At 59.1% G+C, this 22,861-nt stretch carries 16 protein-coding genes; 9 read left to right on the top strand and 7 right to left on the bottom strand.

Annotation, left to right across the window (positions count from 1 at the left end; translation table 11 throughout):
- Nucleotides 1–32 precede the first annotated feature (32 nt).
- From C3F35_RS04600 to C3F35_RS04585, 4 genes are all read left to right on the top strand, one after another.
- On the top strand, nucleotides 33–1,133 hold the full coding sequence (locus C3F35_RS04600; protein ID WP_059308448.1) for an HlyD family secretion protein: 1,101 nt from the start codon (nucleotides 33–35) through the stop codon (nucleotides 1,131–1,133).
- Complete coding sequence (locus C3F35_RS04595) at nucleotides 1,130–2,701, top strand: DHA2 family efflux MFS transporter permease subunit (protein ID WP_059308447.1); 1,572 nt, start codon at nucleotides 1,130–1,132, stop codon at nucleotides 2,699–2,701. Before C3F35_RS04600 ends, C3F35_RS04595 begins: the two co-directional genes overlap by 4 nt.
- Nucleotides 2,701–4,224, top strand: a complete 1,524-nt coding sequence (locus tag C3F35_RS04590; RefSeq protein ID WP_103791946.1) for an efflux transporter outer membrane subunit — start codon at nucleotides 2,701–2,703, stop codon at nucleotides 4,222–4,224. Before C3F35_RS04595 ends, C3F35_RS04590 begins: the two co-directional genes overlap by 1 nt.
- Nucleotides 4,225–4,322: 98 nt before the next feature.
- Entirely contained in the window at nucleotides 4,323–5,363 is a 1,041-nt protein-coding gene (locus C3F35_RS04585) for an aldo/keto reductase (RefSeq protein ID WP_103791947.1), read from the top strand.
- 671 nt (nucleotides 5,364–6,034) lie between these two features.
- Here the strand turns inward: C3F35_RS04585 and ldtB are convergent.
- Nucleotides 6,035–6,955, bottom strand: a complete 921-nt coding sequence (ldtB, locus tag C3F35_RS04580) for a L,D-transpeptidase (RefSeq protein ID WP_032617187.1) — start codon at nucleotides 6,953–6,955, stop codon at nucleotides 6,035–6,037.
- A gap of 220 nt (nucleotides 6,956–7,175) precedes the next feature.
- On the opposite strand from ldtB, the gene C3F35_RS04575 reads away from it, so the two are divergent.
- Complete coding sequence (locus C3F35_RS04575; protein ID WP_077226631.1) at nucleotides 7,176–8,771, top strand: ABC-F family ATPase; 1,596 nt, start codon at nucleotides 7,176–7,178, stop codon at nucleotides 8,769–8,771.
- A 236-nt stretch (nucleotides 8,772–9,007) separates the two neighbouring features.
- Here C3F35_RS04575 and C3F35_RS04570 read toward each other — a convergent pair whose 3' ends face one another.
- From C3F35_RS04570 to C3F35_RS04550, 4 genes are all read right to left on the bottom strand, one after another.
- Nucleotides 9,008–10,270: a DUF1479 domain-containing protein gene (locus C3F35_RS04570; protein ID WP_059308444.1), complete on the bottom strand. Its 1,263-nt coding sequence runs from the start codon at nucleotides 10,268–10,270 to the stop codon at nucleotides 9,008–9,010.
- A gap of 148 nt (nucleotides 10,271–10,418) precedes the next feature.
- Nucleotides 10,419–11,234 (bottom strand): Cof-type HAD-IIB family hydrolase, encoded by an 816-nt coding sequence (locus C3F35_RS04565; protein WP_103791948.1) that lies wholly within the window; start codon nucleotides 11,232–11,234, stop codon nucleotides 10,419–10,421.
- A gap of 795 nt (nucleotides 11,235–12,029) precedes the next feature.
- On the bottom strand, nucleotides 12,030–14,462 hold the full coding sequence (locus C3F35_RS04555) for a formate C-acetyltransferase/glycerol dehydratase family glycyl radical enzyme (protein ID WP_103791949.1): 2,433 nt from the start codon (nucleotides 14,460–14,462) through the stop codon (nucleotides 12,030–12,032).
- A 4-nt stretch (nucleotides 14,463–14,466) separates the two neighbouring features.
- Nucleotides 14,467–15,366 (bottom strand): glycyl-radical enzyme activating protein, encoded by a 900-nt coding sequence (locus C3F35_RS04550; protein WP_032617202.1) that lies wholly within the window; start codon nucleotides 15,364–15,366, stop codon nucleotides 14,467–14,469.
- A 126-nt stretch (nucleotides 15,367–15,492) separates the two neighbouring features.
- Here C3F35_RS04550 and fsa point away from each other — a divergent pair, with 126 nt between their 5' ends.
- Nucleotides 15,493–16,155: a fructose-6-phosphate aldolase gene (gene fsa / locus C3F35_RS04545; RefSeq protein WP_103791950.1), complete on the top strand. Its 663-nt coding sequence runs from the start codon at nucleotides 15,493–15,495 to the stop codon at nucleotides 16,153–16,155.
- An 88-nt stretch (nucleotides 16,156–16,243) separates the two neighbouring features.
- Here the strand turns inward: fsa and moeB are convergent, their stop codons facing one another.
- Together moeB and moeA are read right to left on the bottom strand one after the other, a co-directional pair.
- The gene (gene moeB, locus C3F35_RS04540; RefSeq protein ID WP_077226636.1) at nucleotides 16,244–16,996 is read right to left on the bottom strand and encodes a molybdopterin-synthase adenylyltransferase MoeB; all 753 of its coding nucleotides are present in this window, start codon (nucleotides 16,994–16,996) and stop codon (nucleotides 16,244–16,246) included.
- A 2-nt stretch (nucleotides 16,997–16,998) separates the two neighbouring features.
- On the bottom strand, nucleotides 16,999–18,231 hold the full coding sequence (gene moeA, locus C3F35_RS04535) for a molybdopterin molybdotransferase MoeA (RefSeq protein ID WP_103791951.1): 1,233 nt from the start codon (nucleotides 18,229–18,231) through the stop codon (nucleotides 16,999–17,001).
- 189 nt (nucleotides 18,232–18,420) lie between these two features.
- On the opposite strand from moeA, the gene iaaA reads away from it, so the two are divergent.
- The 3 genes from iaaA to gsiB are packed head-to-tail and all read left to right on the top strand — an operon-like array spanning nucleotide 18,421 to nucleotide 22,815.
- Entirely contained in the window at nucleotides 18,421–19,359 is a 939-nt protein-coding gene (gene iaaA, locus C3F35_RS04530) for a beta-aspartyl-peptidase (RefSeq protein ID WP_077226638.1), read from the top strand.
- A gap of 10 nt (nucleotides 19,360–19,369) precedes the next feature.
- Nucleotides 19,370–21,241, top strand: a complete 1,872-nt coding sequence (gene gsiA / locus C3F35_RS04525) for a glutathione ABC transporter ATP-binding protein GsiA (protein WP_077226639.1) — start codon at nucleotides 19,370–19,372, stop codon at nucleotides 21,239–21,241.
- A gap of 35 nt (nucleotides 21,242–21,276) precedes the next feature.
- Nucleotides 21,277–22,815 carry a glutathione ABC transporter substrate-binding protein GsiB gene (gsiB, locus tag C3F35_RS04520; RefSeq protein ID WP_032617210.1) on the top strand — a complete coding sequence of 513 codons (1,539 nt, stop codon included), beginning with the start codon at nucleotides 21,277–21,279 and terminating at the stop codon, nucleotides 22,813–22,815.
- Nucleotides 22,816–22,861 lie beyond the last annotated feature (46 nt).

Here is a 22,861-nt window from a genome sequence, read left to right as displayed (position 1 = left end):
ATGTCGTTCACTAACAGGACGGATGCTGTTATATGGCTGAAGAAAACCAACCCTCCGAAAACACCGAAAACACCGATAAAAAAGAGACGCAACGTAAACGCCCCGGCAAAAAGCCGCTGATTATTCTGGGCATTGTGGTGATCGTGATGGTCATTGTGGCCCTGGTATGGTGGTTCATGACCCGTAACCAGGAGACGACGGACGACGCCTTTACCGAAGGCGACGCCGTGACCATCGCGCCCAAAACCGCAGGCTATGTCACCGAACTGCGGGTGCGGGATAACCAGCGCGTGAAAAAGGGCGATCTGCTGGTGACCATCGATCCCCGGGACACCGCTGCCCAGCGCGACCAGGCAAAAGCCCAGCTTGGCCTGGCCGAAGCGCAGCTTCATCAGGCCCAGGCGCAGTTGGCGCTCTCGAAGGTGCAATATCCTGCCCAGCGCGATGAAGCCAACGCCCAGGTGATCAAAGCCCAGGCGGATCTGGCCAACGCTCAGGCGGAATATCGCCGCCAGCGCGGCGTCGATCCCCGCGCCACCACGCAACAGAGCATCGACGCGGCCAACGCCCAGTTGCGCAGCGCCCAGGCCCAGCTTGCCAGCGCGAAAGCGCAGCTTGAGGTGGCTTCGCAGGTGCAATTGCAAATTCGCCAGCAGGAGACCAACGTCGAAGCCCGGGAGCGTCAGGTGGAACAGGCCCGCGCCCAGCTGGAAACCGCAGAGCTGAATCTCTCGTACACCGAGGTACGGGCACCCTTTGATGGCTACATAACGAAACGCAACGTCCAGACCGGCACCCTGGTGCAGGCGGGCACCGCGCTCTTTTCGCTGGTCTCGGCGGATATCTGGGTTGTCGCCAACTTTAAAGAGTCGCAGCTGGAGCGGATGCGCCCCGGTAATAAGGTAACGCTGAGCGTGGACGCCTGGCCGGATCTGGAGCTGGAAGGGCATATCGACTCTATCCAGCAGGGGAGCGGCTCGCGCTTTGCCGCTTTCCCGTCGGAGAACGCCACCGGTAACTTCGTGAAGATCGTGCAGCGTGTGCCGGTAAAAATCGTTATCGATAAAGGACTGGATCCCAACCAGCCGCTGCCGCTTGGCCTCTCGGTTGAACCTAAGGTAACCGTGGAATGAGTGAGCACAGCCATGAAAACTGGCGGCCAGCCAGTAACCCGTGGGCGGTGGCGATCGTCGTCACCCTCGCGGTATTTATGGAGATCCTTGATACCACCATCGTCAACGTGGCGCTGCCTCACGTCGCCGGTTCGCTTTCGGCCAGCTATGATGAATCCACCTGGGTGCTCACCAGCTATCTGGTGGCCAACGGCATCGTACTGCCTATCTCGGCGTTTCTGAGCCGGGTCTTTGGCCGCAAGCAATTCTTCCTGATCTGCATTGTGATGTTCACCATCTGCTCGTTCCTGTGCGGTATCGCCACCGAGCTGTGGCAGATCATCCTGTTTCGTATTTTGCAGGGCTTCTTTGGCGGCGGGCTACAGCCCACCCAGCAGTCGGTGCTGCTCGACTACTTTAAGCCGGAAGATCGCGGCAAGGCTTTTGGCCTGTCGTCGATTGCCATTATCGTCGCCCCGGTGCTGGGGCCGACGCTCGGGGGGTGGATCACCGATAACTACTCCTGGCGCTGGGTATTCTTTATCAATATTCCGGTGGGGATCGTTACCGTGCTGGCGATCTATCAGCTGCTGGAAGATCCGCCCTGGGAGAGTAAATCGAAGGAGAAGCTCTCCATCGACTGGACCGGTATCGGGCTTATCGCCCTGGGCCTGGGTTGCCTGCAGGTGATGCTCGATCGCGGGGAAGATGACGACTGGTTTACCTCGAACTTTATCCGCACCTTTGCCGTGCTGACGCTGATTGGCATTATCGGGGCCATCTACTGGCTGATGTATGCCAAAAAGCCGGTTGTGGATCTGCACTGCATGAAGGACAAAAACTTCGCCGTCTCCAGCCTGCTGATGGCCGGTATGGCAATGATCCTGTACGGCAGTTCGGTGGTGATCCCGCAGCTGGCGCAGCAGGATCTGGGCTATACCGCCACCTGGTCGGGGCTGGTGCTGTCGCCCGGCGCGATCCTGATCGTGCTCACTATCCCGCTGGTGTTGAAGCTGATGCCGATTGTGCAGACGCGCTGGATCATCGCCTTCGGCTTTACCTGTCTCGCGGTGTCGTTCTTCTGGTCGCGCACGCTGACGCCGGATATCGACTTCGAGACCCTGGTGTTGTTCCGCAGCGCTCAGTCGATCGGGCTGGGCTTCCTGTTTGTGCCGCTGACCACCATCGCCTTTATCTCGATTCCGCGGCAGCTGAACGCCGACGCAGCGGCGCTGTTTACCATGTTCCGTAACGTGGCGGGGTCGATCGGCATTTCGCTCTCGACGGCGGCCATTACCGAGCGCTCGCAGGCCCACAGCGCTTATCTGGCCACCCACACTTCGGCATTCGACGAGCCGTTCCAGCAAACGCTCCGCGAGATGGCGCAGGCGATCCAGAACTTTACCACCCAGGTGGGCGACCCCACCGGCATTGCCACCGGGCGCATGTATCAGGCGATGATCGAACAGTCGCGTTTCCTGGCCTACGTGGACGTTTTCACCATTCTGAGCGCGGTGGCCTTTTTACTGATTCCGTTTTGTTTGTTGCTCTCGCCGGTTAAGAGCGAGGGGAGTGCAGGAGCACACTGATGATTTGCAGACGTTTAAGCCCCCTGATGTTAATGCTGTTGCTGGCAGGCTGCGCCGTGGGGCCAGACTACCAGCAGCCCGCGCCCAACACCCCGACGCACTGGAACGATCCGGGCGACGGCGGCGTAAAATCGCAAACCGCGTCAACGGCCATCAATCCTCGTTGGTGGAAAACCTTTGGCGATCCGCAACTGGACAGCCTGATTGAACGCGCCATTGCCGGTAACCTGTCGCTGCAGCAAACCGTGCTGCGCATCGCGGGGGCACGGGAACAGATCAACCAGGCGGGCGGTGCCTTCTTCCCGGCGGTGAATGGTAATTTGCAGGCCACCCGGCAGCAGCTGGGGCTGGAGGGAGAACTGAAATCCCACGGCGTGTACGATCAGCTGGATGACGTCGATCCCGAACTGCGCGGCGCGCTGGGGCCGCTGACCCAGCCCATTAACCTCTACCAGGGCAGCTTTGATGCCCAGTGGGAGCTGGATTTATGGGGCAAGGTGCGCCGTCAGGTAGAAGCCGCCGACGCGCAACAGCAGGCAGCCATCGAGCAGCGTAACGATGCCCTGGTGTCGCTGGAGGCCGAAGTGGCCCGCGGCTGGTTACAGCTGCGCGGCGCCCAGAGCAGTATCGCCACCCTTAACACCCAGATCGAGAGCGCGCAGCAGACGCTGGAGCTGACCGACAGCCGCCAGCGCGGCGGGCTGTCACCGCAGATGGACGTGGAGAACGCCCGCGCCCAGCTTGGCAACCTGGAGGCGCAGCTTCCGCAATATGAAGCCCAGGCGCGGCAGGCGATGAACGGCCTGGCGATCCTGCTTGGCAAACCCCCGGGGGCGCTGGATGGCGAACTACAGGCCAGCAAACCGCTGCCTGCGCTGCCGGAGATTGTTCCCACCGGTATTCCCTCTACGCTGGCGCGGCGACGCCCGGACGTGCGTGAAGCCGAGGCGAATCTGCATGCGGCCACCGCGCAGATCGGCGTGTCGGTGGCGCAACTGTTCCCCAGCGTCTCGCTCAGCGGCCAGTTTGGCCTGCGTAACAGCGAAGCCAGCTGGCTCACCGACTGGAGCAGCCACTTCTACAGCGTCGGGCCACAAGTCTCCATCCCCATCTTCCAGGGCGGGCGGTTGGTCTCCAGCGTGAAGGTCGCCCGCGCACAGCAGGGTGCCGCCGTACTGGAATATCGTCAGACGGTGCTCACCGCCCTGGGCGATGTGGAAAACGCGCTGGTCAGCTACCGCACCGATCAGAAGCGGGAGGCGGGATTAAGCAAAACCATCGATGCGCTGCAAAACGCCTTTGATCTGGCGAGCAGCAGCTATCGCCAGGGGATCGCGACCTTTATCGACGTGCTGGATGCGCAGCGCCAGTTGGCTCAGGCGCAGCAGCAGCGGGATCAGGCCCGGGTCCAGAGCGCGCTGGATCTGGTGGCGCTCTATAAAGCCCTGGGCGGTGGCTGGGAGCCGTATCAGCAGGTGCAGCTGCCGGAGTACGCCGTCTTTGGCGACGCCCCGCGCGGATAAGTTCAGAGGATTGGGCAAGAAACGGGCAGGAACCGCACATTCGCTATCGGCGTGAGCCGGGTATAACTATCGGGTACTCAACATACGAGGAGCGTCAAATGCGATATCAAAAACTGGGTAATACCGGCCTGTTTGTTTCTGAGCTCTGCCTCGGCACCATGACTTTTGGCGGCGAAGGCGGCATGTGGGGCAAGATAGGTCAGCTCCAGCAACAGGATGCCGAGCAGCTGGTCGGGCGTGCGCTGGACGCCGGGATCAATTTTATTGATACAGCCAACGTCTATTCCGAAGGGCGTTCAGAAGAGATCACCGGCCAGGCGTTGAAAAACCTGAAGATACCGCGCGAAAACGTGGTGATTGCCACCAAGGTGTTTGGCGAAACGGGCACGGCGGGGGTGAACTCACGCGGTAGCTCGCGGTATCACATCATCAGCAGCGTGAAAGAGAGCCTGCGCCGTATGCAGCTCGATCATATCGATCTCTATCAGTTGCACGGTTTTGACCCGGCCACCCCGATTGAAGAGACGCTTTATGCCCTGGATAACCTCGTCCAGCACGGGCATGTACGCTATATCGGAGTATCGAACTGGGCAGCCTGGCAAATCATGAAGGCACTGGGCATTTCCGAACGGCTCGGGCTGGCACGTTTTGCCTCATTACAGGCCTATTACACCCTTGCCGGGCGTGACCTGGAGCGTGAGCTGGTGCCGATGTTACAAAGCGAAGGTGTCGGGTTGATGGTCTGGAGCCCGCTGGCGGGCGGCTTGCTGAGCGGCAAATACAGCCGCGACGGGCAGGTGCAGGGCGGTGGCCGTCGCCAGGAATTTGACTTCCCGCCGGTGGATAAAACGCGGGCATTCGACTGCGTGGATGTGATGCGCCACATTGCCGGGAGCAAGGGCGTTTCCGTGGCGCAAATTGCCCTGGCGTGGCTGCTGCATCAAAAAGCGGTGACCAGCGTGATTATTGGCGCGAAACGGGTCGATCAGCTGGATGACAATATTGCCGCAACCGCGATTCGCCTGAGCGATGAGGAGCTGAAACAGCTGGATGCCGTCAGCGCGCTGCCGAGGGAATACCCAGGCTGGATGCTGGTACGACAGGGGGAGTACCGGCGTAATCAGCTGGCGCAGCAGTAGCTTTTTATCGTTTTCTGGTCGATACGGTGGTGCGTTCCGTTCACCTTATTTCCAGCAGAATATGAAATGAACGGAACCTGTGAACGTGATAAGGGGGCCACCGCGGCCCCCTTATCAATCCCCGCGGCCCCGCAACGAAATCGGTGCTTCGCACTACGCTCACCTCCCGACCGACTGCCTGCGGTCGGCTCAACTCGACATCCTGTCTCGATTCGCCTCTGGCCGCCATCCCTGGCGGCCAGCCCTTGTCAACCGGTCTCCGGTTCGCCGATTTCAGCGGGGACTCAACACCCGTGCCACATTCACGTGGCTGAGAAGCTGGAAGGAGGGATGAGTCCGGCTGAAAATCGCTGAGGCGTTGACCGCATGCCGGGTTGAGGCACATGGATGCGGACCTGGATGGATGTAGAATCACGCCGGACCCGATAGCCGGAGGGAATAAGCCGAAGACAACATTGCCAGGAGCAATGTTGAACAGCGCCTGCGCTAGCACCAAAGGGGTGAGACGAATATTTCTCGAAACGGCGATTTTCTTTGCCGGGAGCCGGGATGGTTAAGGGAGCGGCAGTAGCCCCCTTAACATGTTCACCGCAGCGGGATGGGCATAAAAGCAGAGATGCTTTAGTGAACGGAACAATTCCACAGTAACAACAGAATTGTTCCTGTTACGATCAGTTCAGACGAACCGGCATACCGGAACGGTTGTTGATCGCTTGCTCAACGATGTTCGCATCCACGTCCTGCTGGCCGGTGATGGCCTGCACGTTGCTGGTCAGGGTGACCGGAACGGTGACGTTGTTGTCGATCTGATCTTCGCTGGTAGAGAGCGGGTTATGCACTTCGAGGTAACGGCTGCCATCTGGCTCGGTAGTCGCTTTTACCGGCTCGTTGATGAACTGCACGCGAGTACCAACCGGCACGTTCTCGAACAGGAATTTAATGTCGTCGTTACGCAGACGTACACAGCCGTGGCTCACGCGCAGGCCGATACCGAAGTTGGCGTTGGTGCCGTGGATCGCATACAGACGGCCGATATAGAGAGCGTACAGACCCATCGGGTTATCCGGGCCAGCAGGAACAACGGCTGGCAGCGGCTCGCCCGCGGCAATGTATTCCGCGTGCATTTTCGCGGTTGGCGTCCAGGTTGGGCCAGCTTTCTTACGCTCGACTTTGGTGGTCCAGTTCATCGGGGTATCTTTACCCAACTGGCCGATACCGATTGGCAGCACGATGACGGTGTTGGTGCCTTTCGGGTAGTAGTACAGACGCATTTCGGCGCTGTTAATGATGATGCCTTCATGCACGGTGTCCGGCAGGATCAGCTGCTGAGGAATGTTCAGCACGGTGCCGCCCTTCGGCAGATACGGATCGACGCCCGGGTTGGCTTCCATCATGTTGGAGAGGCCCAGCTGATATTCCGCAGCAAAATATTCCAGCGGCTGAGTGTTACCTTCTTCAATGGTCACAACCTGGTTCTGACCTACCAGACGGCTACCGTCGGTTGGCAGTGGATAAGTGACAGCAGAAGCGGTCTTGCAAAACCCTACTACGGCAAACGCCGCCGCAAAAAGCGATGTTAATTTCATATTCATGGTGTGCGAGGTATCTGTGCCACATTGGCAGGTTGTTTAAAAGTCAGAACGGTTTAGGGAGCGCATTATATGTGCATTCCTGACCGCATGGAATTCGGATGTGTACTAAATCACACTTTTTTCCATCCTGTTAGAGTTTAGCGCTACGTTGATACACGGGATCTCATTTCGGAATTGTGGCATAATGCTGGGTTTATCACACTTCTCGCAGGAATCTCCCGTGTTAGTTACCAGCAACGTCACTATGCAGTTTGGCAGTAAGCCGCTGTTCGAAAACATTTCCGTCAAATTTGGCGGCGGCAACCGTTACGGCCTGATTGGTGCCAACGGTAGCGGAAAATCCACCTTCATGAAGATCCTCGGCGGCGATTTAGAGCCGACGCTGGGCAACGTTTCTCTCGATCCGAACGAGCGCATCGGTAAGCTGCGTCAGGATCAGTTCGCCTTTGAAACGTTCACCGTCCTTGATACGGTGATCATGGGCCACGGTGAGCTGTGGGAAGTGAAGCAGGAACGCGATCGCATCTACGGCCTTGCCGAAATGAGCGAAGAAGACGGCTATAAAGTGGCCGATCTTGAAGTGCAGTATGGCGAAATGGACGGTTACTCTGCGGAGTCCCGTGCCGGTGAGCTGCTGCTCGGCGTGGGCATTCCGGTGGAACAACATTACGGTCTGATGAGCGAAGTCGCGCCAGGCTGGAAGCTGCGTGTTCTGCTGGCGCAGGCGCTGTTCTCTAACCCGGACATCCTGCTGCTCGATGAACCAACGAACAACCTGGACATCGACACCATTCGCTGGCTGGAGCAGACGCTGAACGAGCGTAACAGCACCATGATCATCATCTCGCACGACCGTCACTTCCTGAACATGGTCTGCACCCACATGGCGGATCTGGACTACGGCGAACTGCGCGTGTATGCCGGTAACTACGACGAATACATGACCGCGGCAACCCAGGCGCGTGAACGTCTGCTGGCCGATAACGCCAAGAAAAAGGCGCAGATTGCTGACCTGCAATCCTTCGTCAGCCGCTTCAGCGCTAACGCCTCTAAATCGCGTCAGGCAACCTCCCGCGCCCGTCAGATCGACAAAATCAAGCTGGATGAAGTGAAAGCGTCCAGCCGTCAGAACCCGTTTATCCGCTTCGAGCAGGACAAGAAACTGTTCCGTAACGCCTTAGCCGTCGAAGAGCTGACCAAAGGTTTCGACAACGGCCCGCTGTTCAAGAACTTCAACCTGCTGCTGGAAGTGGGCGAGAAGATCGCTATCCTCGGTGCCAACGGCGTGGGTAAATCCACCATGCTGAAAACGCTGGTGGGTGAATTGACTCCGGATCACGGCACCGTGAAATGGTCCGAGAACGCGCAGATTGGTTATTACGCGCAGGATCACGCCGAAGATTTCGACAACGATCTGACCGTTTTCGACTGGATGAGCCAGTGGAAGTCGGAAGGCGATGACGAGCAGGTGGTGCGCAGCTTCCTTGGCCGTCTGCTGTTCAGCCAGGACGACATCAAAAAGCCAGCCAAAGTGCTCTCCGGTGGTGAGAAGGGTCGTATGCTGTTCGGCAAGCTGATGATGCAAAAACCGAACATCCTGGTGATGGACGAACCGACCAACCACCTGGATATGGAATCTATCGAATCGCTGAACATGGCGCTGGAGATGTATCAGGGTACCCTGATCTTCGTCTCCCATGACCGTGAATTCGTGAGCTCGCTGGCGACCCGCGTGATTGAAATTACGCCGGAGCGCGTCGTGGACTTCAGCGGTAACTACGAAGATTACCTGCGCAGTAAAGGCATCGACAACTAATTGTCCTCAGTCTGGCCCTTTCCCGTTGGGGGAGGGCCGTTCCTCTTTCCTTTCGCTTCTCCCTCCGCACTTTTCCTGATAACGTCTTGTTTCGCTGATCAATCTCAGTGCGTCTTTTTTGGCGCTCGGGAAATTGGCATGCCAATTTAACATTTATAAAACCTGTCATACCACAATTTAAATGTTGTATGACAGGTTTGTATTTCGCTTTCTGGATCAGTGAGATAAAGCCAGACTTACACCATACCCAGCGCGCGCTTGCCGTGGATATTTAAATCATCCGTCGTGAAGCGTGACTGCCAGTCAGACTCATAATCCTCCCGCGGGAAGTCGCCCGGAGAGGCGCCGGTTTCCAGCGCTGCTTTCACCTTTTTCGCATAGGCGAGGTTTTTCTCGCACATTGGGGCCGCCGGAATGTACATCACGTTGCCCCAGCCCTGCTGGTTCTCTACCGGTGCCACCGAGTGGATCACATCGCAGTGCCACCACACGGAATCCCCGGCTTCCAGCGCCGGAATGCTGGTCAGCGCTTCAATCAACAGCGGGTGCCACTTCTCAGAGATCGGCAGGACGCGACCCGGTGCCACGCCGCACAGCTCATCTTCCGGGACGTCATCCAGCAGCGGACGCAGCAGGATATACGCCATCGCTTCCGGGATCGGCACCACGTGCAGCAGCCCCTGATCCGGGATCATGTCGGAGAGCGCCGTCCAGCCCTGGAAGGTACGGAACACCGAGCACTTGGTGGTGTTATCCACGGTATATTCTTCCACTTCGGTACGGTGTGCGGCATTCCAGGGATCGTATTGATCGACATTGCCATCGAATACCCGGGCGAAGACCTGCTGATAAGCCGGGAGCAGCCAGCGCTCCAGCGCGCCGGAGTCGGTGTGTGCGCCGAGGCCTTTCGAGGTGGTGCCCGGTGGACGGCGACGGATGCGGTCCGGGTAGATCACGCTCACGTCCGGGTTAAACCACTGTTTGCCGTTGCTCTCAAATGTCCATAAACGGTTCAGGAACGACTGCACCTGGGCCATCTCTTCGCTCTGACGGGCTTCCATCTGCGCGTGTGACCAGTAGATCGGGTAGATCTCCGGGCGGGAGGCGGTGAGGCTGCCAAAGAAGTTATCTCCCGGGCCTTTGTAGACATCATCAAAACGGTTGAGATCGAGATAGTCGAGCATCGCGTTGTCCCACGCCAGCGCCTGCTCACGGGGGAAATGACCTTTGATCACCGCACAGCCGCGACGCTTAACCGCCTCGCGCTGCTCCTGGCTGATGTTACCGCTCTGCACGTCGGCAAACGGGATCACCGGCCAGACGGGATCGCCTTTGCTTTTCAGCGCGTTAATTTCTGCCACGCGGCTGGCAATTTTATCGCTCAAACGATCGAACACCGCCTGCACGTCACCGATCTGCGCTCGCAGCTCGCGTTTCATCTGGCGAATCGCGGCCTTGTGGTCTGAAGGCAAAGTTTCACTGGTAAAGGTTAAGGTCATAACAGCCTCGCTATCTTTCATTCGAAAGTAAAAGTAATTACAAGTGATACTTTAGGTTAAAAATAAGTTAAAGCAAGTTAAATAACTTGATGAAGTGCACAACCTGGAGAGAAAGGGAGATTCGCCGGAGCAGGCTCCGGCGAGAGGATCAGTGGCTGAAAGGCGGGGTGTTATCGAGGACGGCCTGAATCACGTTCAGCGCGCCCTGATGGTTGTTGTCGTCGGTCTGGTAGCGGGTGATGGCTTTAATGCTCTCGCCAGCATTTCCCATGGCAAAGGAGTAGTGGGCGAATTTCAGCATTTCGGCGTCGTTACCGCTGTCGCCTATCGCCACACATGCCTGCGGGGAGATATTCCAGCGTTTCAGCAGACGGCTGAGGCCGTTGGCTTTATGCAGGCCGGGGATAATCAGATCGACAAAACCAAACCCGCTGGTCACCGGTTTCATGATGCCGTCGAGCGAAACATGCAGGGCGTCAATCAGGTTCGGGATATCGCTGTCGGGCAGGTTCAGGGAGAATTTAAACAGCACATCGTCGATATCGCGGTAGTCGCTGACGTGCTTTAAGCGGTGATAGTGTTTCGACATCAGCGCGACGAAGGCCTCGGGTGCCTGGTCGCTGACGTACGCGCTTTCCAGACCGCAGGCGACGAAGTTCAGGGATTTATCTTTCAGCAGCTCGCCGATCACAATCTGCGATTCGTGCTTCGTCAGCTCGCCGTGGAAAATCTGCTCGCCGTGATCGAACACCAGCGCGCCATTTTCCGCCACGAAGGAGATCTGCGATTTCAGCTCCGGGAAGAAGGAGATAAGCTGGTAATACTGGTTGCCGCTGGCGACAACGAACTCAATATTACGGGCCTGAAGTTGCTGGAACTGCGCCTGAAAGCGGTCACGATCGTACTGCTTGGCGTCATTAAGAAAAGTTCCGTCCATATCTGTGACGATAACTTTAACGGTCATACATTGCGCTCCTGGATGTTACTGCGACCAGCAACATTCTAATAACAATGTGACTAAAACCACAAATTTAATTTCATTCGAAAGTAAAAGCGAAACGGCAACCTAAGTTGTAATGCCAGTCAGTTAAGCCCGGCGGACTGTTCCGTTCACCTTATGTTCAGCAGAACATGGCATTACACAACCCGTGAACGTGACAAGGGGGGCCGCCGGGCCCCCCTTGTCAATCCCCGCGGCCCCGCAATGAAACCGGTGCTTCGCACTGCGCTCACCTCCCGACCGGCTGCCTGCGGTCGGCTCAACTCGACATCCTGTCTCGATTCGCCTCTGGCCGCCATCCCTGGCGCCCAGCCCTTGTCATCCGGTCTCCGGTTCGCCGGTTTCAGCGGGGACTCAACACCCGTGCCACATTCAGGCGACTGAGAAGCGTGAGGGAGCGTGAATCCGGCTGAAAATCGCCGAAGCGTTGACCGCAGGCCGGGGCGAGGCGCAGGGACGCGCCGGGAGGGCATAGCCTGCAGGGATGCAGGCTGGTACCCGGCCCGAAAGCCGGAGGGAATAAGCTGAGGACAAAATTGCCGGGAGCCGGGGTAGCCAGGGGGGAGGCGGCGAGCCCCCCTGGCACGTTCACCGCAGCGGAGGGGGCATAAAGCAGAGGTGCTGTAGTGAACGGAACTCTTCCACTTCAGTCATTCAGAAATACCGAGTTGCTTAACTGACTGTCATTGCAACCCGGGTTGCCGTTTTTAGTGTTTTCCCTCTCCCCGTGGGAGAGAGCCGGGGAGAGGGGATACACCGTTACAACGTATGCTCGGTACGCGCAATAATATCGTCCTGCGCATCCGGTGACAGGGCGGTGAAGAACGCAGAATACCCCGCCACGCGTACCACCAGATCACGATACTGGTCCGGGTGTTTTTTCGCTTCCAGCAGCGTTTCGCGGGAGACGATGTTGTACTGGATGTGCCAGCCTTTATGCACCTCGAAGAAGGTACGCAGCAGCACCATCAGCTTCTGGCGGTCGCTGTCATTATCCAGCGTCGCCGGGTTAAGTTTCTGGTTCAGCAGCACGCCACCGAGGATCGCTTCGGTCGGCAGTTTCCCGACAGAGCCAATAACCGCGGTTGGCCCCAGATGGTCAGTGCCGGAAGCCGGACTGGCCCCTTCCGCGAGAGGGGTGTGCGCTTTACGTCCATCCGGGGTCGCCATGGTGGCCGCCCCAAACGGCACGTTGGCAGAGATAGACGACGTCCCGGCGTAGTAATTCCCGCCAATCGGGCCGCGGCCGTAACGCGGGTTATGGTACTGCTTCAGCTCTTCGATGTAGGTCTGATAAGCCCGCGCCAGCAGCAGATCCACGCTGTCATCATCATTACCGTACTTCGGTGCGCCGTTGATCAGACGCTGGCGCAGCTGCTCGTGGGTTAGCCCTTCGTAATCATCGGCCAGTGCCGCCGCCAGCTGCTGCTGACCAATCGCGCCCTGGTCGAAGACCAGTTTCTTCACCGCCGCCAGGCTGTTGCCGAGGTTGGCGATGCCTACCTGCAGGCCGGATACCCAGTCGTATTTCGCGCCACCCTGCTTGATGCTCTTCGCGCGTTCAATGCAGTCGTCTACCAGCGCCGAGCAGAGAATGTCATGCACGTTCTCTTCCAGCATGGTGTCCACCACGTACTCAATCTCGATGGATTTACGGGTGTAGTATTTAATCTGGTTATCCCAGGCGGCCATTACCTCGTCGAAGGTGTTGAAATTGCCCGCGGACAGCGCTTTTTCCTGCGGCAGGAACACTTTGCCGCTGGTGGCGTCGCGGCCACCTTCCATCGCCGCCAGCATCACGCGGGCAAAGTTGATAAAGCTCATCCCGGTGCAGCGGTAGCCCCACTTGCCGCCGACGGCGGTTTCAATGCAGCCGATGGCGGCGTAATCGTAGGCATCCGCTTTTTCGATGCCGAGTTTGATGAACTCAGGAATGACAATCTCATCGTTGTTAAAGGCTGGCATCCCGAAGCCGCAGCGGATCACCTGCACGCAGGCGTCGAGGAAGTCATTGCTCATGCCCGCATGGTAGCGCACGCTCAGGTTCGGCTGGGTGGAGCGCAGACGCCCGCAGGATTCCAGAATCGCATAGGAGAGCGGATTGACCGCATCCATCGGCACGTCATTGACCAGCATCTGGCCACCGATGGTGACGTTCTGGTACAGCGGGCTACCGGCAGAGGCTTTAGAGTGAGAGCCGGAACGGATCTTGTTCACTTCCAGCAGCTTCAGCCAGCAGCTGTGCAGCAGCTCAATGGCGTGCTCGCGATCCAGGGACTGGTTCAGCTCCACGTCACGGCGGTAGTACGGGTAGAGATACTGGTCCATACGGGCAAACGACACCGAGTGGCCGTTGGACTCAATCTGCAGGATCAGCTGGATGAAGTAGCACAGCTGCAGCGCCTGCCAGAAGGTTTTTGGCGGCTCGTGGGCGATAACATCGCAGTTTTCCGCCATCGCCAGCAGCTCGTCGCGGCGGCTTTCGCGGGTTTCGGTCGAGGCCATCTCACGGGCCAGATCGGCAAAGCGTTTGATATGCAGGCTCACCGCGTCCAGGACGATATCAATTGCTTTCAGGAACTGGTCGCCGTGCAGATCTTCCAGCACCGTCAGGTTGATGCGCGAGCGGCGTTCGGCCACTTTCGCGCGCAGGCCGTCGAGCCCTTTTTCCAGCAGCAGCGGGAAGTTCACCGCCAGATGCGCATCGCCGGAGGTCATATTGCCTTCCGCTTTGATAATGCCGGTTTCCAGCAACCCTTTCTGCTCATCGGTGAACATGCCGTAGCAGCGATCCTGCACCGTCTGGCCGCGCCACCACGGGCAGAGTTCATGCAGCACACGTTTGTTCTCTTCGCTCACCGCAAAGCCCGCGCCCGGACGGTCGGCCAGGTCGTCGATCTCTTTTTCAATCCACGAGACGGTATATTCCGGGAAGATCGGCGCGGCGCGCACTTCGCTTGCCTGGTTGCCGATGATCAGCTCATCATGTTTGATCCAGATAGTGCGCTGCGCCAGGTGGTGCGCCAGCGCCAGCGCACGACGTACCGGGATCGGCTTATCCATATGCTGCTGGTACATTTCGGTGTAGTGCTGGGCACGCTCGGTACAGACCGGCGGTTTAACGATGTGGACCAGAGCCGTTTTGTGCGCCTTAATGCGATCGCTCAGGGTAGTAAGATTCAGCTGTGTCATAACATTATCCTCGTAAGGTCGCGGTTAACCCTTTCTGGGCGGCATACTGCCGGGCAAAGTCCAGTAATGCAGGATTATCGAGCGGTTTATCTGGGGCAGAGTAGGGTTGGCCGAGCAGGGTGTATTTGTTCATGCCAAGTGTGTGGTACGGCAGAAAATGGATGTCGTGGACGTTCAGTTCGTCGGCGGCAAAATTGGTGATGGCGGTAATCGAGGCTTCATCGGCGTTAAAGCCCGGGATCAGCGGCACGCGAATAGTGAGCGGTTTCCCGGCCGCGGCCAGGCGCTTGAGGTTATCCAGCACCCGTTTCGCAGAGCCGTCCGTCCACTGCTTAAAGACCGCGCCATCGACATGCTTCAGGTCGGCGAGAAACAGATCGATATAGGGTAACGACGGCTCGATATAGTGCCAGGGGACATGCAGGCAGGTTTCGACGGCGGTGTGGATCCCCTGCTCATGGCTGGCCTGAAACAGCTGGCGCGCCAGGTCCGGGTTCATGAATGGCTCGCCGCCGGAGAGGGTGATCCCGCCGCCGCTGCGATCGTAAAACGGCTTATCGCGCAGCACGGTGGACATGATCTCCTCCACCTGCTTTTCTTCGCCGCAGACGGTCAGTGCCTGGGTTGGGCAGCAGTGGGTGAGGGCATCCAGACAGGTATCGTCGAGTTTTTCGCGGTGGATCACCAGCCCATTCAGCGTCCGGTCAATGACATCAGGCGCCACCTGCTGGCAGAGGTTGCACCCCTCCAGACACAGGCGAGCGTCGAACAGCAGGTCCCGCGACCGCGCACGGCTTTCCGGGTTCTGACACCAGCGGCAGCCCAGCGAGCAGCCTTTCATAAACACCACGGTACGAATACCGGGGCCGTCATGTGTCGAGTAACGCTGAATGTTGAAGATCATAATGTCGCCTCTTGTTGCGTATGAAGATTAAATTACTTTCGAATGAAAGTTATCTTGACGCAAATCAACCCCGACGCAGGTTTTGCCGTGTAGGGTTACGGCATCGTCATTTTTGAGGACCCCATCATGGAACTGTATCTCGACACATCTGATGTTCTGGCTGTTAAAAAACTGGCCCGCGTGTTGCCGCTGGCAGGCGTAACCACCAACCCAAGCATTGTTGCCGCAGGTAAAACGCCGCTGGAGGTGTTACTGCCTCAGCTGCAGGAGGCGATGGGGGGTCAGGGCCGCCTGTTTGCTCAGGTTATGGCGACGACCGCAGAAGGGATGGTGGAAGATGCCCTCAAGCTGCGCGCCATCGTTGCGGATCTGGTGGTAAAAGTGCCCGTCACAGCGGAAGGGCTGGCGGCGATCAAAATGCTGAAAGCGCAAGGGGTGCCGACCCTGGGGACGGCGGTCTACAGCGCGGCGCAGGGGATGATGGCGGCGCTGGCGGGCGCGGAGTATGTCGCCCCCTATGTGAACCGCGTGGATGCGCAGGGCGGGGATGGGATCCAGACGGTGGTCGAGCTACAGCAGCTGCTGACGCTCCACGTGCCGCAGTCAAAAGTGCTGGCGGCGAGCTTCAAAACCCCGCGCCAGGCGCTGGATTGCCTGCTGGCGGGCTGTGAGTCCATCACCCTGCCACTGGACGTGGCCCAGCAGTTAATCACCTCTCCGGCAGTGGATGCGGCGATTGCGAAGTTTGAGCAGGACTGGCAGGGGGCGTTCGGGCGGACGTCGATTTGATGGGGCGGCCTGATGCCCTTACCCCAACCCTCTCCCTGAGGGAGAGGGAGAAAACACTAAAACGGCAACCTGAAGGTTGCCGTTTGCTTTAACCTCCGCACACCTCACACCCCGGATGACGCATCAGCTTCATCTCGCGGAACTGGCAGGTCATGGCGTCGTACATCACGATTTTTCCCGCCGCGGGCGTGCCGTACCGGGTCAACACCTTAATGGCCTCCATCGCCTGCATCGAGCCGATCACCCCCACCAGCGGCGCCATCACGCCCGCCTCGACGCAGGTCAGGGTATTTTCGCCAAACAGGCGGCTCAGGCAGCGGTAGCAGGGTTCGCCTTCGGCATAGGTAAAGACACTTACCTGTCCTTCCATGCGGATCGCCGCCCCGGAGACCAGCGGGGTTTTATGGACAAAACAGCCCGCGTTAAGCTGATTACGAATAGCGACGTTATCGGTGCAATCCAGCACCAGATCGTGATGGGCAATCTGCGCCAACAGCGAAGGTTCATCCAGCAGGGCATTCAGCAGGGTGAACTGCACGTTAGGGTTGATGCGCATCAGCGACGCATGGGCCGACTCCACTTTCGGCTCGCCGAGGGTGGCATCGCTGTGCAGGGTCTGGCGTTGCAGGTTGGAGAGCGACACCGTGTCGAAATCGAGCAGCGTCATGCGGCCCACACCCGCAGCAGCCAGATACTGCGCCGCGGCACAGCCTAATCCGCCGAGACCGACCACCAGCACATTTGCCGCTTTTAACGCTTCCTGACCGTCAAAATCAAAGCCGCGCAGCACAATCTGACGGTTGTAGCGCAGCATCTCCTGGTCGCTCAGTTCCACCGCCATGGTTAGCCCCCAAACAGCGCGTTAAACGGCTCAACCTCAACCCATTCACCCGCTTCGACGTTGCCGCGCTCGCGCTCGAGCACGATGAAGCAGTTACCCTGGCTGAAGGAGCTGAAAATATGCGAGCCTTGATGGCCGGTGGTGCTTACTTCCAGCTCGCCGTCGGCGTTACGCGCCAGGATGCCGCGCTGGAAGTCGAGACGTCCCGGTGATTTTCTCAGGCGGGTGGCGGCACGCACGCGCTGACGGGCAGGCAGGGCGTGCGCCCGGTTGCCGGAGAGCTTCGCCAGCAGCGGCTGCACCAGTTGGTAGAACGTGAGCGCCGCAGAAACCGGGTTCCCCGGCAGGCCGCAGAACCAGCTGTCCGGTAGCTTGCCAAAGGCGAAAGGTTTGCCCGGCTTAATGGCCAGTTTCCAGAAGCCGATCTCGCCCAGCTCATCGAGGATGGTTTTGGTGTAATCCGCTTCGCCCACCGACACGCCGCCGGAGCTGAGCACGACGTCGGCCACGCGATCCGCTTCAATAAAGGCGGCGCGCAGTTTTTCTGGATCGTCCGGGATAATCCCAAGGTTGATCACCTCGCAGCCCAGTTGCTCCAGCATCAGGTGTACCGCCAGCCGGTTGGTGTCGTAGATCTGCCCCTCGGCCAGCGGCTGGCCCGGCAGTTGCAGTTCGTCACCGGTGGAGAACAGCGCCACCCGCACCTTGCGCACCACGGCAATCTCCGCAATACCCAGCGAGGCCAGCACCGGCAGTTCAGCCGCGGTCAGCCGGGTGCCCGCCGGGAAGACGGTCGCGCCCAGGGTAATGTCCTCCCCGCTGCGACGGATATTCTGCCCCGGCTTCACGCTGGCGATGAACCGCACGCCGTCGTCGGTCTGCTCGGTCTCTTCCTGCATCACCACCGCGTCACAGCCCGCTGGCACCGGGGCACCGGTCATAATGCGGATACAGCTTCCGGCTGGCCACTCGCTTTGGAAGGGCTGACCGGCAAAGGCTTTACCCGCCACCGGCAGCGCATTGCCCGCCGCCAGATCGGCCAGCCGCACGGCATAACCGTCCATCGCCGAGTTATCAAAGCCCGGTACGTTAAGGGGCGAAACGATGTCGGTGGCGGTCACGCGGCCAAAACAGTGCAGCAGCGGCAGTGTTTCCTGGTCTGACAGCGGTGAAAGTCGATCGAGCATCTGCGCGAGTGCCGTCTCAAGCGGCATCAGTCCGGCGGTAAAATCCATGGGTCACTCCAGCAAGAGAATAACGAAGGCGGCCATTATGGCAGAAAAGTGCCCTTAACTGTATGACACCATGGGCTTAGCCTTTACATCACAGTGACGTCTTTCTATATTCAAAAATCATCTGAAGTTCCTGCAACAATAATGATATTTATAGAAAAAGCGGTAATTACGCGCGTAAAGGTGAAGTAGATGGGGAATGCAGTCATCGCAATCCACGGCGGCGCAGGGGCGATTACCCGCGCACAGCTCAGTCAGGAACAGGAGAGGCGCTACATTGAGGCGCTCTCGTCGATAGTAGAAACCGGCCAGCGGATGCTGGAGGCGGGGGAGAGCGCGCTGGATGTGGTCACCGAAGCGGTACGCCTGCTGGAAGAGTGCCCGCTGTTCAACGCCGGTATCGGTTCGGTATTTACCCGCGACGAAACCCATGAGCTGGATGCCTGCGTGATGGACGGCGTTACCCTGAAAGCGGGCGCGGTGGCCGGAGTCAGCCATCTGCGCAACCCGGTGCTGGCCGCGCGTCTGGTGATGGAGAAAAGTCCGCACGTGCTGCTGGTGGGCGAGGGGGCCGAGAAATTCGCCTTCGAACACGGCATGGAAGCAGTCTCGCCAGATCTTTTTTCCACCCCCGAACGCTATCAGCAACTGCTGGCCGCGCGTGATGCGGATGAAACCCGACTTGACCATTCGGCCCCGCTGGATGAAACCACCAAAATGGGTACCGTTGGCGCGGTGGCGCTGGATAAGGCCGGAAACCTGGCCGCCGCCACCTCCACCGGCGGCATGACCAATAAACTTCCCGGTCGGGTGGGCGATAGCCCGTTGCCCGGTGCGGGCTGCTATGCCAATAACGCCAGCGTGGCGGTCTCCTGCACCGGCACCGGCGAAGTGTTTATTCGCACCCTGGCCGCCTACGATATCGCCGCGCTGATGGACTACGGCGGCTTAAGCCTCGCTGAAGCCTGCGAGCGGGTGGTAATGGAAAAACTCCCGGCGCTCGAAGGCAGCGGCGGACTGATTGCCGTCGATCGCGAGGGTAACGTGGCATTGCCCTTTAACAGCGAAGGGATGTACCGCGCCTGGGGCTATGCCGGCGATACGCCGAGCACCGGCATTTACCGTGAATAAGGGGGAAAGGGTGCCACACAGCGATGAACTTGACCGCCAGCAGGTGCTGGCGGTGCGCAACCTGAATGTCGCCTTTCCCGACGAACGGCAACCGATCCCGGCGGTAAAAAACCTCTCTTTTTCGCTGAAACGCGGCGAGACGCTGGCGATCGTCGGCGAGTCCGGCTCCGGTAAGTCGGTGACCGCCCTGTCGCTGATGCGCCTGATTGAACAGTCCGGCGGGCTGGTGGCATGCGACAGTCTGCTGCTGCGTCGTCGTAATGGCCAGGTGAGCGATCTCACCACCCTCAGTTCCTCCCAGGTGCGCAGCGTGCGTGGTGCTGACATCGCCATGATTTTTCAGGAGCCGATGACCTCGCTCAATCCGGTCTTCCCGGTGGGGGAGCAGATTGCCGAGTCGATCCGCCTGCACCAGGGGCTGAGCGGCGATGAGGCGCTGGCTGAAGCCAGACGTATGCTGGAGCAGGTGCGGATCCCGGAGGCCGACGCCATTCTGGGACGCTACCCGCATCAGCTCTCTGGCGGGATGCGCCAGCGGGTGATGATCGCCATGGCGCTCTCCTGTCGTCCGGCGGTACTGATTGCCGATGAGCCGACCACCGCGTTGGATGTCACCATTCAGGCGCAAATTCTGCAGCTGATCAAAGTGTTGCAGGACGAGATGGAGATGGGGGTGATTTTTATCACTCACGATATGGGCGTGGTGGCGGATATCGCCGACCGGGTGCTGGTGATGTACCAGGGCGAGGCGGTCGAAACCGGCACTGTAGAACAGATTTTCCACGCGCCTGAGCACCCCTATACCCGGGCGCTGCTGGCCGCGGTGCCGCGACTGGGGGCAATGAACGGCAGTGATTTACCGCGCCGTTTTCCGCTGATCTCCCTCACGAATCCGGGTTTTCAGGAGGCCGAAACCGAACAAGATACGGTGGTGCCCGGCGAACCCATCTTACAGGTGCGCGACCTGGTCACCCGATTTCCGCTGCGTGGCGGCCTGTTGAACCGGGTTAAGCGGGAAGTGCATGCGGTAGAAAATGTCAGTTTTGATTTATGGCCTGGCGAGACGCTGTCGCTGGTGGGCGAGTCCGGCAGCGGCAAGTCCACCACCGGACGGGCGCTGCTGCGGCTGGTGGAGGCCCAGGAGGGCACCATTACCTTCAACGGTGAGCGCATCGACACCCTGCCGGCCGGGCAACTGCAACCCCTGCGGCGGGATATTCAGTTTATTTTTCAGGATCCTTACGCCTCCCTCGATCCCCGCCAGACGGTGGGCTATTCGATTATGGAGCCGCTGCGGGTGCATAACCTGCTGGATGGCGATGCCGCCCAGCGGCGGGTGGCGTGGCTGCTGGAGCGTGTCGGCCTGAAGCCGGAGCACGCCTGGCGCTATCCCCATGAATTTTCCGGCGGCCAGCGACAGCGAATCTGCATTGCCCGCGCGCTGGCGCTCAATCCGAAAGTGGTTATTGCCGACGAGTCGGTCTCGGCGCTGGATGTCTCCATCCGGGCGCAGATCATCAATCTGCTGCTCGATTTGCAGCGGGAGATGGGCATCGCATTTCTGTTTATTTCGCACGACATGGCGGTGGTGGAGCGCATCAGCCACCGGGTGGCGGTGATGTACCTCGGGCAGATCGTCGAGATTGGCCCGCGTCGGGCGGTGTTTGAAAACCCGCAGCACCCTTACACCCGCAAGCTGATGGCGGCGGTGCCGGTGGCCGATCCGGCCCATCGTCAGGCCCGGCGGGTGCTGCTGCAGGACGAACTGCCGGGCAACATTCGTAAGCGGGGAGAATCCACCGAACGCGTGGTGTTGCGGGAGGTTGGCCCCGGCCACTTCGTCGCGCCGCCGCGCCAGGATAATGCCTTTAAACATCTATAAATCACGACAGCAGGGAACAACAGGAGAACACAACAATGACAAAATATGTTGCTCGCAAATGGCTGTTAGCCGCGAGCGTCACGGCAGCCCTGGCGGCCACGCCGGCCTTCGCAGCAAAAGACGTGGTGGTGGCGGTGGCCTCCAACTTCACCACCCTGGATCCGTATGACGCCAACGACACCCTGTCGCAGGCGGTGGCGAAGTCGTTTTATCAGGGGCTGTTTGGTCTCGATAAAGAGATGCAGCTGAAAAACGTGCTGGCCGAGAGTTACACCGTCTCGGACGATGGGCTGGTCTACACCATTAAGCTGCGCAGTGGGGTGAAGTTCCAGGACGGCACCGACTTCAACGCTGAAGCGGTAAAGGTCAATCTTGATCGCGCCAGCAACCCGGAAAACAGCCTTAAGCGCTATAACCTGTACAAGAACATCGCCAGCACCGAGGCCGTCGATCCCACCACGGTAAAAATTACCCTGAAAGAGCCGTTCTCGGCCTTTATCAATATTCTGGCCCACCCGGCCACGGCGATGATCTCCCCCGACGCGCTGAAAAAATACGGCAAAGAGATCGGCTTCCATCCGGTCGGCACCGGGCCGTATGAGCTGGTGACCTGGAATCAGACCGACTTTGTGAAGGTGAAAAAGTTCGCCGGTTACTGGCAGCAGGGGCTGCCGAAGCTGGACACCATCACCTGGCGTCCGGTGGTGGATAACAACACCCGCGCGGCCATGTTGCAGACCGGCGAAGCGCAATTTGCCTTCCCGATCCCGTACGAGCAGGCGGCGCTGCTGGCGAAAAACAGCAAGCTGGAGCTGGTCGCCAGCCCGTCGATCATGCAGCGTTACATCAGCATGAACGTCACGCAAAAACCGTTCGATAACCCGAAAGTGCGCGAGGCGATTAACTACGCCATCAACCGTGAGGCGCTGGTGAAGGTGGCCTTTGCCGGGTATGCGACCCCGGCAACGGGCGTGGTGCCACCGTCCATTGCGTACTCCCAGCAGTATCATCCGTGGGAATATAATCCGACAAAAGCGCGTGCACTGCTGAAAGAGGCGGGCTTCCCGAACGGTTTCAGCACCACGCTGTGGTCGTCGCACAATCACAGTACCGCCCAGAAGGTGCTGCAATTCACCCAGCAGCAGCTGGCACAGGTGGGCATTAAGGTGCAGGTCACGGCGATGGATGCCGGGCAGCGTGCCGCCGAAGTGGAAGGCAAAGGGCAGAAAGAGAGCGGGGTGAGGATGTTCTACACCGGCTGGTCGGCCTCCACCGGCGAAGCCGACTGGGCGCTGTCGCCGCTGTTTGCCTCGCAAAACTGGCCGCCAACCCTGTTCAACACCGCGTTCTACAGCAATCCGCAGGTGGATAAAGACCTGACGGAGGCGCTGAAAACCACCCAACCGGAAGAGAAAGCGAAACTGTACAGGGATGCACAGGATACGATCTGGAAGGAGTCACCGTGGATACCGCTGGTGGTCGAAAAACTGGTCTCGGCGCATAACAAGGCGCTGACCGGCTTTTACATCATGCCGGATACCGGCTTTAGCTTTGACGACGCGGATCTGAAATAAAGCACTCATTCCCGCAGGTGTACGTCTGCGGGATGAGAGGAATGTG

It is taken from the genome of Leclercia sp. LSNIH3 (genome assembly GCF_002935105.1).
Lineage (GTDB): Bacteria > Pseudomonadota > Gammaproteobacteria > Enterobacterales > Enterobacteriaceae > Enterobacter > Enterobacter adecarboxylatus.
The sequence above is the reverse complement of the archived record's forward strand: the minus strand, read 5'-3'. Positions and strand labels throughout refer to the sequence as shown.

Coding starts and splice junctions, on each gene's coding strand:
- C3F35_RS04600 (WP_059308448.1), top strand. CDS start 33: ATGGCTGAAGAAAACCAACCCTCCGAAAACACCGAAAACACCGATAAA.
- C3F35_RS04595 (WP_059308447.1), top strand. CDS start 1,130: ATGAGTGAGCACAGCCATGAAAACTGGCGGCCAGCCAGTAACCCGTGG.
- C3F35_RS04590 (WP_103791946.1), top strand. CDS start 2,701: ATGATTTGCAGACGTTTAAGCCCCCTGATGTTAATGCTGTTGCTGGCA.
- C3F35_RS04585 (WP_103791947.1), top strand. CDS start 4,323: ATGCGATATCAAAAACTGGGTAATACCGGCCTGTTTGTTTCTGAGCTC.
- ldtB (WP_032617187.1), bottom strand. CDS start 6,955: ATGAATATGAAATTAACATCGCTTTTTGCGGCGGCGTTTGCCGTAGTA.
- C3F35_RS04570 (WP_059308444.1), bottom strand. CDS start 10,270: ATGACCTTAACCTTTACCAGTGAAACTTTGCCTTCAGACCACAAGGCC.
- C3F35_RS04565 (WP_103791948.1), bottom strand. CDS start 11,234: ATGACCGTTAAAGTTATCGTCACAGATATGGACGGAACTTTTCTTAAT.
- C3F35_RS04555 (WP_103791949.1), bottom strand. CDS start 14,462: ATGACACAGCTGAATCTTACTACCCTGAGCGATCGCATTAAGGCGCAC.
- C3F35_RS04550 (WP_032617202.1), bottom strand. CDS start 15,366: ATGATCTTCAACATTCAGCGTTACTCGACACATGACGGCCCCGGTATT.
- fsa (WP_103791950.1), top strand. CDS start 15,493: ATGGAACTGTATCTCGACACATCTGATGTTCTGGCTGTTAAAAAACTG.
- moeB (WP_077226636.1), bottom strand. CDS start 16,996: ATGGCGGTGGAACTGAGCGACCAGGAGATGCTGCGCTACAACCGTCAG.
- moeA (WP_103791951.1), bottom strand. CDS start 18,231: ATGGATTTTACCGCCGGACTGATGCCGCTTGAGACGGCACTCGCGCAG.
- iaaA (WP_077226638.1), top strand. CDS start 18,421: ATGGGGAATGCAGTCATCGCAATCCACGGCGGCGCAGGGGCGATTACC.
- gsiB (WP_032617210.1), top strand. CDS start 21,277: ATGACAAAATATGTTGCTCGCAAATGGCTGTTAGCCGCGAGCGTCACG.